At 43.4% G+C, this 14,185-nt stretch carries 15 protein-coding genes; 13 read left to right on the plus strand and 2 right to left on the minus strand.

Going from position 1 to position 14,185, the window contains the following annotated elements; genetic code table 11:
* Nucleotides 1-32: 32 nt before the first annotated feature.
* A complete protein-coding gene (locus M9H69_RS01505; RefSeq protein ID WP_000079165.1) occupies nucleotides 33-485 on the minus strand; it encodes a universal stress protein in 453 nt (150 codons plus the stop codon).
* Between the two features lie 246 nt (nucleotides 486-731).
* Here M9H69_RS01505 and M9H69_RS01510 point away from each other — a divergent pair, with 246 nt between their 5' ends.
* Complete coding sequence (locus M9H69_RS01510; protein WP_195217332.1) at nucleotides 732-1,946, plus strand: pyridoxal phosphate-dependent aminotransferase; 1,215 nt, start codon at nucleotides 732-734, stop codon at nucleotides 1,944-1,946.
* A 144-nt stretch (nucleotides 1,947-2,090) separates the two neighbouring features.
* Entirely contained in the window at nucleotides 2,091-2,225 is a 135-nt protein-coding gene (gene rpmH / locus M9H69_RS01515; protein WP_000831902.1) for a 50S ribosomal protein L34, read from the plus strand.
* A gap of 199 nt (nucleotides 2,226-2,424) precedes the next feature.
* Here the strand turns inward: rpmH and M9H69_RS01520 are convergent, their stop codons facing one another.
* Entirely contained in the window at nucleotides 2,425-4,269 is a 1,845-nt protein-coding gene (locus M9H69_RS01520; RefSeq protein WP_250315723.1) for an APC family permease, read from the minus strand.
* A 151-nt stretch (nucleotides 4,270-4,420) separates the two neighbouring features.
* Between M9H69_RS01520 and M9H69_RS01525 the strand changes: the two genes are divergently transcribed.
* From M9H69_RS01525 to M9H69_RS01575, 11 genes are all read left to right on the plus strand, one after another.
* Entirely contained in the window at nucleotides 4,421-5,194 is a 774-nt protein-coding gene (locus M9H69_RS01525) for a TatD family hydrolase (protein ID WP_250315724.1), read from the plus strand.
* Nucleotides 5,194-5,757 (plus strand): ribonuclease M5, encoded by a 564-nt coding sequence (rnmV, locus tag M9H69_RS01530; protein WP_250315725.1) that lies wholly within the window; start codon nucleotides 5,194-5,196, stop codon nucleotides 5,755-5,757. The genes M9H69_RS01525 and rnmV overlap by 1 nt, the downstream gene beginning before the upstream one ends.
* Before the next feature lie 203 nt (nucleotides 5,758-5,960).
* Nucleotides 5,961-6,668 carry a dimethyladenosine transferase gene (locus tag M9H69_RS01535; protein WP_250316154.1) on the plus strand — a complete coding sequence of 236 codons (708 nt, stop codon included), beginning with the start codon at nucleotides 5,961-5,963 and terminating at the stop codon, nucleotides 6,666-6,668.
* A gap of 19 nt (nucleotides 6,669-6,687) precedes the next feature.
* Entirely contained in the window at nucleotides 6,688-7,560 is an 873-nt protein-coding gene (gene rsmA / locus M9H69_RS01540; protein WP_250315726.1) for a 16S rRNA (adenine(1518)-N(6)/adenine(1519)-N(6))-dimethyltransferase RsmA, read from the plus strand.
* Nucleotide 7,561: 1 nt separating this feature from the next.
* Complete coding sequence (gene rsgA, locus M9H69_RS01545) at nucleotides 7,562-8,440, plus strand: ribosome small subunit-dependent GTPase A (protein ID WP_250315727.1); 879 nt, start codon at nucleotides 7,562-7,564, stop codon at nucleotides 8,438-8,440.
* A 10-nt stretch (nucleotides 8,441-8,450) separates the two neighbouring features.
* On the plus strand, nucleotides 8,451-9,107 hold the full coding sequence (rpe, locus tag M9H69_RS01550; protein WP_250315728.1) for a ribulose-phosphate 3-epimerase: 657 nt from the start codon (nucleotides 8,451-8,453) through the stop codon (nucleotides 9,105-9,107).
* Nucleotides 9,070-9,732: a thiamine diphosphokinase gene (locus tag M9H69_RS01555; RefSeq protein ID WP_250315729.1), complete on the plus strand. Its 663-nt coding sequence runs from the start codon at nucleotides 9,070-9,072 to the stop codon at nucleotides 9,730-9,732. The genes rpe and M9H69_RS01555 overlap by 38 nt, the downstream gene beginning before the upstream one ends.
* Nucleotide 9,733: 1 nt before the next feature.
* Nucleotides 9,734-10,990, plus strand: coding sequence for a DNA recombination protein RmuC (gene rmuC / locus M9H69_RS01560; protein ID WP_250315730.1), 1,257 nt, complete (start codon nucleotides 9,734-9,736; stop codon nucleotides 10,988-10,990).
* Entirely contained in the window at nucleotides 10,980-11,921 is a 942-nt protein-coding gene (locus M9H69_RS01565; protein ID WP_250315731.1) for a 3'-5' exoribonuclease YhaM family protein, read from the plus strand. Before rmuC ends, M9H69_RS01565 begins: the two co-directional genes overlap by 11 nt.
* Nucleotides 11,922-12,025: 104 nt before the next feature.
* Complete coding sequence (purR, locus tag M9H69_RS01570) at nucleotides 12,026-12,853, plus strand: pur operon repressor (protein ID WP_002874197.1); 828 nt, start codon at nucleotides 12,026-12,028, stop codon at nucleotides 12,851-12,853.
* A gap of 66 nt (nucleotides 12,854-12,919) precedes the next feature.
* Nucleotides 12,920-14,176, plus strand: a complete 1,257-nt coding sequence (locus M9H69_RS01575; RefSeq protein ID WP_250315732.1) for a diaminopimelate decarboxylase — start codon at nucleotides 12,920-12,922, stop codon at nucleotides 14,174-14,176.
* The last annotated feature ends 9 nt before the right edge of the window (nucleotides 14,177-14,185 follow it).

Here is a 14,185-nt window from a genome sequence, read left to right on the forward strand (position 1 = left end):
AAAAAGGAGCTCTAGGCTCCTTTTCTTACTATTTACAATGTTTTTTCACTTTCTCTCACGACCAGCAAATCGACTTTTGCATGGCGGAGAATATATTCAGATGAAGAACCGACTAAGAGGCGTTCAAAGGCATTGAGACCTGTAGCACCAACTAAAATCAAGTCAACATTTTCTGCGTCCGGAATCGTCCGAGCGAGGAGAGTTTTGGGATTTCCCATTTCGATGACGATGTGGATATCAGTTAAACCAGCATCTTTTGCACGCTTTTCGTACTCTTTCATCATACTTTCAGCATCGGCTTGGAGTTCTTCGTAAACTTCAGCATCAAAGGTAGATACGCTTTGAAGAGCGCGTGTGTCAATAACATGGACAATGGTGAGCCTGGATTCATTGCGTAGAGCAGTGTAAACACCTTTGACGAAAGCCAAGTCCGCTTCTTTAGAACCATCAATTGCGACCATAACATTTTGGTAACGTTGTGCCATAATGAAACCTCCTGAAATTTTCTTGCTTTTATTGTAACCCTTTTCACTAAAGAAGTAAAGTAAAAATCATATTTTAAACCATATTGTTGGTCATAGACTTAGTGCGTATATAGAAATAAAAGAAAAGAGAATTAGTGAGGATTCTCTTTGTCAATGTTTTTTCTTTTGTTTCCTTGTTTATGGAAGCTTGTCGCAGCGACTTTCTAGTGGTATAATGTTACTATCTCGATGAATTGAGGAAAAAAGATGAAAGAATTTAACAAGTCTAGCAAGCTAGAGCATGTTGCTTATGATATCCGTGGTCCTGTTTTGGAAGAAGCCATGCGTATGCGAGCAAACGGAGAAAAGATTTTACGCCTGAATACAGGAAATCCAGCAGAATTTGGCTTTACAGCGCCAGATGAGGTCATTCATGATTTGATTATGAATGCGCGTGATAGCGAAGGTTACTCTGACTCTAAGGGTATTTTTTCGGCGCGTAAGGCTATCATGCAGTATTGCCAACTGAAGAAATTTCCAAATGTGGATATTGATGATATCTACCTTGGAAATGGTGTCAGTGAGTTGATTGTCATGTCCATGCAGGGGCTTTTGGACAATGGTGATGAGGTCTTGGTACCGATGCCAGACTATCCTCTCTGGACAGCAGCTGTCAGCCTAGCTGGAGGAAATGCCGTTCACTATATCTGTGATGAAGCTGCAGAATGGTACCCTGATATTGACGATATCAAGTCAAAAATCACTTCAAATACCAAGGCTATTATTCTCATCAATCCAAATAATCCGACAGGAGCTCTTTATCCCAAGGAACTCTTGTTGGATATTATTGAGATTGCCCGTCAAAACGACTTGATCATCTTTGCGGATGAAATTTACGACCGTATGGTCATGGATGGTCATGAGCATGTCTCAGTAGCTAGTCTGGCTCCAGATGTCTTCTGTGTCAGCATGAATGGTCTTTCAAAATCTCACCGTATCGCTGGTTTCCGTATAGGATGGATGGTCTTATCTGGACCTAAGACACATGTCAAGGGCTATATTGAAGGTCTCAATATGCTGTCCAACATGCGCCTTTGCTCTAACGTTTTGGCCCAGCAAGTCGTACAAACCTCGCTAGGTGGGCACCAGTCAGTGGACGAATTGCTCCTTCCTGGTGGACGGATCTACGAGCAAAGAAACTTCATTTACAATGCCATTCAAGATATTCCTGGTTTATCTGCTGTTAAACCCAAAGCCGGACTTTATATTTTCCCTAAAATTGACCGCAATATGTATCGCATCGATGATGATGAACAGTTCGTTCTTGATTTCTTGAAGCAGGAAAAGGTTCTCTTGGTTCATGGTCGCGGTTTTAACTGGCAAGAACCAGACCATTTCCGTATCGTTTACCTCCCTCGTGTAGATGAGTTAGCACAAATCCAAGAAAAGATGACTCGTTTCTTGAAACAGTATCGTAGATAGGGCTTACATTAGAAAAAGCTGGAAACATTTGCCTAGAGCTATTGACAAAAGTATCAGAATCAGATAGAATAGTAAAGTATGTTTAGTAACTGATCACTTTATAGCCGGCTAAACGAATACAAAATCTATGAGGAGGTATTCATCGTGAAACGTACTTATCAACCAAGTAAAATTCGTCGTGCGCGCAAACACGGATTCCGTAACCGTATGTCAACTAAAAACGGTCGTCGCGTATTGGCAGCTCGTCGTCGTAAAGGACGCAAAGTTTTGGCTGCATAATCCAAACAAATTCAGCAAAGAAGCCAGTAGGAACTCGAGTCTACTGGCTTTTGTTTTGCTCAACAAGTATAGATAGTGAAGGATTCATACATTTCCGTATGAGTTTTGTATCATGGAATAAGTCTCTGATCTATGAGAAAATTTGAGAAGTTCAGATAAAAAAGCTCAAAATCAAAAACAAATGATTTTGAGCTTTTGTTTATTCTTTTAAGTGATAAGAGTAGCTAGCGACAACGACGTCTTCATGCCATCTGAGAGCGTATTTTAGTTTGAGGCTCATTTGATTGTGCAGGATATTTTGCCAAGGCTTGTTAGGGATGAACTGTGGGACAAGGACTGTAACGGTGTAGTTTTTTTGCTTAGCTTCTTGGGCGATTCGTTTGACATACTTGACGCTAGGGGTGATGATGTCGCGGTAGCTAGTGTTGATATTCTTCAGAGTGATATTTGGGAAGTAATCGGCAAATTCCTGAAGAATTTCTTGGTCTTTTTCTGCCGTTTCTTTAGTAGAAATGTGCATGGCCAACACTTCGTCACCGATACTTTGAGCGTAGTTGATGGCTCCGATACTTACTCGAGTGACATTTCCTACTAGGACAAGGACAAGGTTACCGTCATAAGTGCGTTTTTCAATTCCTTCGTAGAGTCGTAGTTGTTTTGCCACTTTTTGGTAATGGTTGTGAATGGACAAAAAGAGGAAGGTTAAAACTAGGATAATTGGGAAGAATGGCCAGATATCACCCAGTCTGAAGAGGAGTAAAATGAGGACAATGGCATAACAAATGATGGCCCCAAGGATATTAGCGAAGGCAGATTTTAAGAAGTTTGCTCCTTTTTCCTTTTTCCAATGGCGAATCATCCCAGTCTGAGAAAGGGCAAAGGGAACGAAGACTCCGATAGTATAAAGAGGAATCAAGCGTTCAGTATTCCCATTAAAAATGAGAAGAAGGATCATAGCCCCAAAAGCCAGAGTTAAGATACCATTGGAGTAGCCAAGGCGATCCCCTTTTTCCATAAAGAGATGGGGCATGTACTTGTTTTTTGCCATATTGTAGGCCAGCATAGGGAAGGCTGAAAATCCAGTATTTGCAGCTACAGCTAGAATCAAGGCTGTCGAGAACTGGAAGAGATAGTAGCTAGCATGACCAAAAAATGAATCACCAAGAATGCCCTTGGCCATTTGCGAAAGGATGGTTTCTCCGTGTTGAGGCGTGATGCCCATCCAGTAGTTTAGGAAGGTGATGCCTGCAAAAAGAAATCCTAAAATCAGTGACATGATGGTCAAGGTTTGAGCAGCATTCTTTTCTTTTGGAGTTTTGAAAAATGGGACTGCATTTGAAATAGCCTCAACCCCAGTTAGAGAGGCAGAACCGCTAGTAAAGGCTCTCAATAGGAGAACGATGGAAAGGCTTGGAACAGTTTGCCCAATGGTTGAAGTCGCTTGATAGTTTAGGGAGCCTGTAGATAGTTGAAAGAACCCATAAAGCAAGAGAAAGACGGTACTGAAGATAAAGAGGTAGACGGGAATCATCAGAGAGCTGGCAGATTCTTTCAAGCCTCTTAAATTCAAGAGCATGAGCAGGCAGACTAGGAAAATAGAGATATGAAGATTGTAGGGATGGAGGGCAGGGATGGCTGCTGTAATAGCATCAGCTCCAGACGCAACGGATACGGCTACTGTCAGCATATAGTCAACAAGGAGACTGCCTCCTGCAATCAAGCCCAGTTCGGGGGAGAGATTTTCCCGAGTGACCATATAAGCTCCTCCGCCTTGAGGATAAGCGTGTATGATTTGACGATAGGAAATGGTCAAACTAGCGAGGAGTAAAAGGACAAAGATACCGATAGGGAGGCTCCACCAAATAGCGAGAGGAGAGAGGCTGACTAAAACGAGAATGACTTGTTCAGGTCCATAGGCAATAGAAGACAGGGCATCACTGGATAACATTGCAAGTGCCTGCATTTTTCCTAATAAGCCCCCTTCGCTGTCTGTGAGAGACTTGAGTGGCCGACCGATAAAGGTATATTTTAATTTTCTAAACATTTTCTTTTCCTTTACTGAAAATTTCAATAAGTGTTATTATACTGCTTTGAAAAAAGGTAGTCAAGGGAGAACGATTGGTATTAGAATATTTTTACAAGCCGAGGGATGCTATTTTTGGTATAATAGAGGGAAGAAAACGAGGTTAGAAGAGATGATTTTTGATACGCACACACATTTAAATGTAGAAGAATTTGCAGGACATGAGGCAGAAGAAATCGCCTTGGCTGCTGAGATGGGTGTGACACAGATGAATATTGTTGGTTTTGATAAACCGACCATTGAACGTGCCCTAGAGTTGGTAGATGAGTATAAGCAACTCTACGCAACTATTGGCTGGCATCCAACGGAAGCAGGGACTTACACAGACGAGGTCGAAGCTTACTTGCTTAAAAAGCTAAAGCATCCCAAGGTTGTCGCTTTAGGTGAGATTGGTCTGGACTACCATTGGATGACAGCACCTAAGGAAGTGCAGGAGCAGGTTTTTCGTCGTCAGATTCAGTTGTCTAAGGACTTGGATTTGCCTTTTGTGGTCCACACTCGTGATGCGCTAGAAGATACTTATGAGATTATCAAGAGCGAGGGCGTTGGTCCTCGTGGTGGGATTATGCATTCATTTTCGGGCTCTCTCAAGTGGGCTGAGAAGTTTATCGAGCTTGGTATGACCATTTCTTTCTCAGGAGTGGTGACTTTTAAGAAAGCAACGGATATCCAAGAAGCTGCTAGAGAACTTCCTTTGGACAAGATTTTGGTAGAGACGGATGCGCCCTACCTGCCTCCTGTTCCTAAACGTGGCCGTGAAAACAAGACAGCCTACACCCGCTATGTGGTGGACTTTATCGCGGATTTGCGTGGGATGACGACTGAGGAGTTAGCCGCAGTAACAACTGCAAATGCGGAGCGTATCTTTGGATTGGACAGCAAGTGATGAAAGAAAAAATTTCCCAAGTCATTGTGGTCGAAGGTCGCGATGATACGGCCAATCTCAAACGTTACTTTGATGTAGAGACCTATGAAACACGAGGTTCCGCAATAAATGACCAGGATATAGAGCGGATTCGTCGCCTGCATGAACTGCATGGAGTCATTGTCTTTACAGATCCAGATTTTAATGGGGAGCGCATTCGTCGCATGATTATGACGGCCATTCCAACGGTACAACATGCCTTTCTCAAGCGAGATGAGGCTGTTCCCAAATCCAAGTCCAAGGGACGTTCTCTGGGAATTGAACACGCCAGCTATGAAGATCTAAAAACAGCGCTGACTCAGGTGACAGAGCAATTTGAAAGCGAGAACGAGTTTAACATCAGTCGTGGTGACTTGATTCGCCTAGGTTTCCTAGCGGGAGCAGACAGCCGTAGACGCCGAGAGTATCTAGGCGATCAGCTCCGAATCGGCTATTCTAACGGCAAGCAACTCCTTAAGCGCTTAGAGTTGTTTGGCATTAGTCTAGCTGAAGTTGAAGATGCTATGACCAGTTATGAGGATTGAGAAACCGTCCCAAAATGTAGGCGGAATGTGTTACAATAGAAGTGAATAGATTGAGATGCTGGCTGTATGGGAACTGGTGTCCTACCTCATAAGATAGAACTTGAAATTTCTGAAGATATGTTGAAAGTCTATATAGATTTATCTACGGAAGAGGGATGAGTAGAATTCCATATCTTACTTTTAAAAAATTGAAAGGAAACAACATGGCCAATAGAAGCCATATTTACTTAAAAAACGGAGATGAAGCTCGTATTCTAACAGAGGGAATTTACACAATACCTTGTTTTTGGCAATTGTTTTGGGATGAAGAAGATTTAAAAGCTCCTATTGCTCTCTGGGAAACAGCAGAAAAACTCGAAGAAGATGAAGAGGAAGCAGAAAAGTTTTACCAAGAGCAGAATGTAGATATCTTACTTTCTATTGAAAAATTCCAGCAAAATGCCCTCCAAAATCGGTCCTTTTTAGAAGAAAATGCCCCGCAAGCCTTGCAACTATATGATGCCTTTGTTCGTTATATTCTTGCAAATGTCAAAGACGGTGATGTGCTTGGATTTGATGTTTTGGATGTAGTTTTTATGGACCAAGTGTCTGTAGTTTCTGATAAACTGTTAAAAAATATCCGAGCTATTCAGGAAAATCAACCAGAAGATTTGGATTTTTCTCTAACAGATAAGAACCTAATTGGCCTTGCTATGGGTTTTCCTGATTATTATGCTTCAGAATTATTGCCAGAAGACAATATTCTAGATTCGGTTGCCTATCAGGATGAATTGAAGAAAATGAACCCCCAAGAAGATAAGAAAGCGCTTGATATGACTGGATCCGATTCAAACAAGCATCGTATTCATTTTGTGTTTTGGATTGTATTGGTACTAGGAATTGTGTGGCTTCTATATATTATTTTTAGCTAATAATTAGAAAAGAGAATAGATGAGAATTGCAGATTATAGCGTGACCAAGGCAGTGCTGGAGCGTCACGGATTTACCTTTAAAAAATCCTTCGGGCAAAATTTCCTGACGGATACCAATATCCTTCAAAAAATCGTGGATACGGCTGAGATTGATGACCAGGTCAATGTCATCGAAATTGGCCCAGGAATTGGTGCCTTGACGGAGTTTTTGGCTGAGCGTGCGGCAGAAGTTATGGCTTTTGAGATTGACCACCGTTTGGTGCCAATTTTAGCAGATACTTTACGTGATTTTGACAATGTTACTGTAGTAAACGAGGACATTCTTAAGGTTGACTTGGCACAGTATATCCAGAATTTCAAAAATCTTGAACTACCAATCAAGGTAGTAGCCAACTTGCCATACTACATTACGACGCCTATTCTCATGCACTTGATCGAGAGTGGCATTCCTTTTAGTGAGTTTGTCGTCATGATGCAAAAAGAAGTGGCGGATCGCATCTCAGCACAGCCAAATACCAAGGCTTATGGTAGTTTGTCGATTGCTGTGCAGTATTATATGACAGCCAAGGTTGCCTTCATCGTGCCTCGTACGGTCTTTGTGCCTGCGCCAAATGTGGACTCAGCCATTTTAAAAATGGTGCGCCGTCCAGAGCCGGCTGTAGCAGTAACAGACGAGGACTTCTTCTTTAAGGTTTCCAAGGCTAGCTTCACCCATCGTCGTAAGACCTTGTGGAACAACTTGACAGGTTACTTTGGCAAAACCGAAGAAATCAAGGACAAACTGACCAAGGCTTTGGATCAGGCGGGCTTGTCACCAAGTGTGCGTGGAGAAGCACTAAGCTTGGAAGAATTTGCCAGTCTAGCAGATGCACTTAAAGGGCAAGGACTCTAGGATGCAGGGACAAATCATTAAAGCCTTGGCGGGCTTCTACTATGTGGAGAGTGACGGTCAAGTTTACCAGACACGCGCGCGCGGGAATTTCCGTAAAAAAGGTCATACACCCTACGTCGGGGACTGGGTAGACTTTTCTGCGGAGGAAAATTCAGAAGGTTACATTCTCAAGATTCACGAACGGAAAAATAGCCTGGTCCGTCCGCCTATTGTCAATATCGACCAAGCCGTGGTGATCATGTCGGTCAAGGAGCCGGATTTTAATAGCAATTTACTGGATCGCTTCTTGGTTCTCTTGGAACACAAGGGCATCCATCCTATCGTCTATATTTCTAAAATGGACATGCTGGAAGATAGAGGAGAACTGGATTTTTACCAGCAGACTTACGGTGACATTGGCTATGACTTTGTGACCCGTAAGGAAGAACTCCTGCCCTTGTTAATAGGCAAGGTTACAGTCTTTATGGGGCAGACAGGTGTTGGGAAGTCAACCCTTCTCAACAAAATCGCACCGGACCTCAATCTTGAAACAGGAGAAATTTCAGACAGTTTGGGTCGTGGTCGCCATACCACTCGGGCTGTTAGTTTTTACAACCTCAATGGTGGAAAGATTGCGGACACGCCGGGATTTTCATCACTGGACTACGAAGTGTCAACAGCAGAAGACCTCAATCAGGCCTTTCCAGAGATTGCTAGTGTCAGTCGCGACTGTAAATTCCGTACCTGTACCCATACCCATGAGCCGTCCTGTGCCGTCAAGCCAGCTGTAGAAGAGGGCATCATTGCCAGCTTCCGTTTTGACAACTACCTACAATTCCTCAGCGAAATTGAAAATCGCAGAGAAACCTATAAAAAAGTCAGCAAAAAAATTCCAAAATAAGGAGAAACCCATGTCTCAATACAAGATTGCTCCGTCAATTCTGGCAGCAGATTATGCCAACTTTGAACGTGAAATCAAACGCCTAGAAGCAACTGGTGCAGAATACGCCCATATCGATATTATGGATGGTCACTTTGTACCACAAATCAGTTTTGGTGCAGGTGTGGTTGAAGCTCTTCGCCCCCATAGCAAGATGGTCTTTGACTGCCACTTGATGGTAGCAAATCCTGAGCATCATTTAGAAGACTTTGCGCGTGCAGGTGCAGATATCATCAGCATTCACGTAGAGGCAACACCTCATATCCATGGAGCCCTCCAAAAAATTCGTTCGCTTGGTGTTAAACCTTCGGTTGTTATCAATCCCGGGACACCTGTTGAAGCGATTAAGCACGTGCTTCACCTAGTTGATCAAGTCTTGGTCATGACGGTTAACCCTGGCTTCGGCGGGCAAGCCTTTCTACCTGAAACCATGGATAAGATTCGTGAGTTAGTTGCTCTTCGTCAGGAAAAAGGTTTGAATTTTGAAATTGAAGTCGATGGCGGTATTGATGACCAGACCATTGCTCAAGCCAAAGAAGCTGGAGCGACCGTTTTTGTAGCAGGGTCTTATGTCTTTAAGGGAGATGTCAATGAACGAGTGCAAACGCTCAGAAAACAACTGGACTAGGGTTGCAGTTTTTGCAGGTGGAGACCGTGGTCATTATCGGACGGATTTTGATTGCTTTGTCGGTGTGGATCGAGGATCGCTCTGGGTCTTGGAAGAAGATCTACCTCTGGCTCTAGCAGTTGGAGATTTTGATTCGGTAACCGCAGACGAACGTCAGTTGATTCAAAAACGAGCCCAACATTTTGTCCAAGCTCAGCCAGAAAAGGATGATACGGATCTGGAATTGGCTCTCTTAACCATCTTTGAGCAAAATCCTCAGGCTCAAGTCACTATTTTTGGTGCTTTGGGTGGTCGTATTGACCATATGCTGGCCAATGTCTTTCTTCCAAGCAATCCCCAATTGGCACCCTATATGCGCCAGATAGCGATTGAGGACGGGCAAAATGTGATTAGCTATTGTCCAGAAGGGACCAGTCAACTAGAGTCTCGTTCAGACTATGACTATCTAGCCTTTATGCCGGTTCGGGATAGTCAGTTGACCATTCTTGGTGCCAAGTACGAGTTGATAGAGGAAAATTTTTTCTTTAAAAAAGTGTACGCTTCTAACGAATATATAGATAGGGAAGTTTCGGTAACTTGCCCAGATGGCTATGTCGTCGTGCTGCATAGCAAGGACAGGAGGTAGGATGGAGACTGTATTATTACTATTATTAATTGCCAACCTAGCTGGACTCTTTCTCATTTGGCAAAGGCAAGATAAGCAAGAGAAACACCTAAGCAAGAGTTTGGAGGATCAGGCAGATCATCTGTCAGATCAGTTGGATTACCGCTTTGAACAAGCTAGACAAGCCAGCCAGTTAGACCAAAAAGATTTGGAAGTGGCTGTCAGCGACCGCTTGCAGGAAGTGCGAATGGAGTTGCACCAAGGGCTGACTCAAGTCCGTCAAGAAATGACAGATAATCTTTTGCAAACCAGGGACAAGACCGACCAACGTCTCCAAGCCCTACAGGAATCCAATGAGCAACGTTTAGAACAAATGCGCCAGACGGTCGAGGAAAAGCTAGAAAAAACCTTGCAGACGCGCTTGCAGGCTTCCTTCGAGACAGTTTCCAAGCAACTGGAGTCTGTCAATCGAGGTCTTGGAGAAATGCAGACAGTTGCCCGTGATGTCGGAGCCCTCAACAAGGTTCTTTCTGGAACCAAGACGCGAGGCATTCTGGGAGAATTGCAACTGGGGCAAATCATCGAAGACATCATGACGCCTACCCAGTACGAACGAGAATATGCAACGGTTGAAAACTCCAGTGAACGTGTGGAATACGCCATCAAGTTGCCTGGGCAAGGCGACCAGGAATACGTCTATCTACCAATTGATTCCAAGTTTCCACTGGCAGATTATTACCGCCTAGAAGAAGCCTATGAAGCAGGTGATAAGGACGAGATTGAACGCTGTCGTAAATTCCTCTTAGCAAGCGTTAAGCGCTTTGCCAACGATATCAAGAGCAAGTATCTAGCGCCACCTCGAACGACCAATTTTGGAGTTTTGTTTGTTCCGACGGAGGGTCTCTACTCAGAAATTGTTCGTAATCCGGTCTTCTTTGATGATTTGAGACGGGAGGAGCAGATTATTGTCGCAGGTCCAAGTACCCTATCAGCCCTGCTTAACTCTCTATCAGTTGGCTTCAAGACTCTCAATATCCAAAAGAGTGCCGACCATATCAGCAAAACCCTAGCTAGCGTCAAGACCGAGTTTGGCAAGTTCGGGGGGATTTTGGTTAAGGCACAAAAACATCTTCAACATGCCTCTGGCAATATTGATGAATTATTAAACCGTCGTACCACAGCTATTGAGCGAACGCTCCGTCACATTGAGTTATCAGAAGGTGAGCCTGCGCTTGATCTACTCCATTTCCAAGAAGATGAGGAAGAATATGAAGATTAGTCACATGAAAAAAGATGAGTTGTTTGAAGGCTTTTACCTGATCAAATCAGCTGACCTAAGACAGACAAGAGCTGGGAAAAACTACCTAGCCTTTACCTTCCAAGATGATAGTGGCGAGATTGAAGGGAAACTCTGGGATGCCCAACCTCATAACGTTGAGGCTTTTACCGCAGGGAAAGTAGTCCACATGCAGGGGCGCAGAGAAGTTTATAACAACACTCCTCAAGTCAATCAAATTACCCTTCGTTTACCTCAGCCTGGGGAACCCAATAATCCAGCTGACTTCAAGGTCAAATCTCCAGTTGATGTCAAGGAGATTCGTGACTACATGTCGCAAATGATTTTCAAGATTGAAAATCCTGTCTGGCAGCGTATCGTTCGCAGTCTCTACACCAAGTATGATAAGGAATTCTACTCCTATCCAGCTGCCAAGACCAACCACCATGCCTTTGAAACTGGTTTAGCCTATCATACAGCCACCATGGTGCGTTTGGCAGATGCCATTAGCGAGATCTATCCTCAGCTCAACAAGAGCCTCCTTTATGCTGGGATTATGCTGCACGACTTGGCCAAGGTCTTAGAACTCAGTGGTCCTGATCAGACGGAGTACACAGTGCGAGGCAATCTCATCGGCCATATCGCCCTCATCGATAGCGAAATTACCAAGACAGTCATGGAACTCGGCATCGATGATACCAGAGAAGAAGTGGTGCTATTACGCCATGTCATCCTCAGTCATCATGGCTTGCTAGAGTATGGAAGTCCAGTCCGTCCACGCATTATGGAGGCAGAGATTATTCACATGATTGACAATCTCGATGCCAGCATGATGATGATGTCAACAGCTCTAGCTTTGGTGGACAAAGGAGAGATGACCAATAAAATCTTCGCTATGGACAATCGTTCCTTCTATAAACCAGATTTAGATTAATAATTTAAGAAAAACGAGCATTTTTTACGCAATAATGTTCGTTTTTTTATGTGAATATGGTATAATGGATAAAATATCAAAATTAAATGGAATGGTAAATAAAAATGAAATTAAGAAGAAGTGATCGGATGGTTGTCATTTCCAACTATTTGATTAATAATCCATACAAACTAACCAGTCTCAACACCTTTGCGGAAAAGTACGAATCTGCTAAATCATCTATCTCAGAGGACATCGTGATTATCAAGCGTGCTTTTGAAGAAATCGAAATCGGCCATATCCAGACAGTGACTGGAGCAGGTGGTGGCGTTATCTTTACACCATCAATTTCTAGTCATGAAGCCAAAGAAATGATCGCAGACTTGCGTGACAAACTTTCAGAAAGTGATCGTATCTTGCCAGGTGGTTATATCTATCTGTCTGATCTGCTTAGTACGCCTGCCATTTTGAAAAATATTGGTCGTATCATTGCCAAGAGCTTTATGGACCAAAAAATCGATGCCGTTATGACAGTAGCAACAAAAGGTGTGCCACTCGCAAATGCAGTTGCCAATGTCCTCAATGTTCCATTTGTCATTGTGCGTCGTGACTTAAAAATTACCGAAGGTTCAACGGTCAGTGTCAACTATGTTTCAGGTTCAAGTGGTGACCGTATTGAGAAAATGTTCCTTTCAAAACGCAGCCTCAAGGCAGGCAGTCGAGTCTTGATCGTGGATGACTTCTTGAAAGGTGGCGGAACTGTCAACGGGATGATTAGTCTCTTGCGTGAGTTCGATTCTGAACTAGCTGGTGTCGCAGTCTTTGCAGACAATGCCCAAGAAGAACGTGAAAAGCAGTTTGATTACAAGTCACTCTTGAAAGTAACCAATATTGATGTCAAGAACCAATCCATCGATGTTGAGATTGGAAATATCTTTGACGAAGACAAATAAGAGATAGAACTAAAGGTTGGAACGATTGTCCCAGCCTTTCTTTGCAAACAGAATAGAAGGAAGCTTATGAAAACACCATTTATCAGCCGAGAAGATTTAGAAACAATTGTTGCAGAGTTCCCGACTCCTTTTCACTTGTATGATGAGAAGGGGATTCGCGAGAAAGCGCGAGCCGTCAACCAGGCCTTTTCTTGGAATAAGGGATTCAAAGAATATTTTGCAGTTAAGGCTACTCCAACCCCAGCCATCTTGAAAATTCTCAAAGAGGAAGGTTGTGGTGTTGACTGTTCTAGTTATGTGGAGCTCTTGATGAGTCACAAACTGGATTTTCCCGGTTCTGAGATCATGTTCTCTTCTAACAATACCCCAGACCAAGAGTACGCTTATGCGCGTGAATTGGGCGCAACCATTAACTTGGATGCTTTTGAAGACATTGAACATCTGGAGCGAGCGGCAGGCATTCCAGAAATCATCTCTTGTCGTTACAATCCTGGAGGCGTTTTTGAGCTAGGAACAGATATCATGGACAATCCCGGGGAAGCCAAGTTTGGCATGACCAAGAATCAACTCTTTGAAGCTTTTGCCATCTTAAAGGAAAAAGGAGCTAAGACTTTTGGGATTCACTCTTTCCTAGCATCCAATACTGTCATCCATCTCTATTATCCAGAGTTGGCACGTCAGCTCTTTGAATTGGCTGTTGAAATCAAGGAAAAGTTGGGCATTTCGCTAGACTTTATCAATCTTTCTGGCGGTATTGGTGTCAATTACCGTCCAGGCCAGGAGCCAAATGATATTGCGATGATTGGTGAAGGGGTGCGTAAGGTTTATGAAGAAGTCCTTACGCCAGCAGGTCTTGGTCAGGTCAAGATTTTCACTGAATTGGGGCGTTTTATGCTGGCGCCTCATGGAGTTCTCGTCACCAAAGTAACTCATAAAAAGAAAACCTACCGTACCTATCTAGGTGTGGATGCATCAGCAGTCAACCTCATGCGCCCAGCCATGTATGGAGCCTACCACCATATCACGAATCTTACTCATCCAGATGGACCAATTGAGGTGGTAGATGTGGTCGGTTCACTCTGTGAAAACAATGATAAATTTGCCGTCAATCGCGAACTACCTCATACAGAAATCGGTGATTTGCTGGTAATTCATGATACAGGTGCACATGGATTCTCCATGGGTTATCAGTACAATGCCAAACTACGCTCGGCAGAAATCCTCTATACTGAAGAAGGCAAAGCCCACCAAATCCGCCGTGCAGAGCGCCCTGAGGACTATTTCGCAACCTTGTATGGTTTTGATTTTGAATCGGATCATTAAAAGAAATTG

It is taken from the genome of Streptococcus oralis, from assembly GCF_023611505.1.
Lineage (GTDB): Bacteria > Bacillota > Bacilli > Lactobacillales > Streptococcaceae > Streptococcus > Streptococcus oralis_CT.

Coding starts and splice junctions, on each gene's coding strand:
- M9H69_RS01505 (WP_000079165.1), bottom strand. CDS start 485: ATGGCACAACGTTACCAAAATGTTATGGTCGCAATTGATGGTTCTAAA.
- M9H69_RS01510 (WP_195217332.1), top strand. CDS start 732: ATGAAAGAATTTAACAAGTCTAGCAAGCTAGAGCATGTTGCTTATGAT.
- M9H69_RS01520 (WP_250315723.1), bottom strand. CDS start 4,269: ATGTTTAGAAAATTAAAATATACCTTTATCGGTCGGCCACTCAAGTCT.
- M9H69_RS01525 (WP_250315724.1), top strand. CDS start 4,421: ATGATTTTTGATACGCACACACATTTAAATGTAGAAGAATTTGCAGGA.
- rnmV (WP_250315725.1), top strand. CDS start 5,194: ATGAAAGAAAAAATTTCCCAAGTCATTGTGGTCGAAGGTCGCGATGAT.
- M9H69_RS01535 (WP_250316154.1), top strand. CDS start 5,961: ATGGCCAATAGAAGCCATATTTACTTAAAAAACGGAGATGAAGCTCGT.
- rsmA (WP_250315726.1), top strand. CDS start 6,688: ATGAGAATTGCAGATTATAGCGTGACCAAGGCAGTGCTGGAGCGTCAC.
- rsgA (WP_250315727.1), top strand. CDS start 7,562: ATGCAGGGACAAATCATTAAAGCCTTGGCGGGCTTCTACTATGTGGAG.
- rpe (WP_250315728.1), top strand. CDS start 8,451: ATGTCTCAATACAAGATTGCTCCGTCAATTCTGGCAGCAGATTATGCC.
- M9H69_RS01555 (WP_250315729.1), top strand. CDS start 9,070: ATGAACGAGTGCAAACGCTCAGAAAACAACTGGACTAGGGTTGCAGTT.
- rmuC (WP_250315730.1), top strand. CDS start 9,734: ATGGAGACTGTATTATTACTATTATTAATTGCCAACCTAGCTGGACTC.
- M9H69_RS01565 (WP_250315731.1), top strand. CDS start 10,980: ATGAAGATTAGTCACATGAAAAAAGATGAGTTGTTTGAAGGCTTTTAC.
- purR (WP_002874197.1), top strand. CDS start 12,026: ATGAAATTAAGAAGAAGTGATCGGATGGTTGTCATTTCCAACTATTTG.
- M9H69_RS01575 (WP_250315732.1), top strand. CDS start 12,920: ATGAAAACACCATTTATCAGCCGAGAAGATTTAGAAACAATTGTTGCA.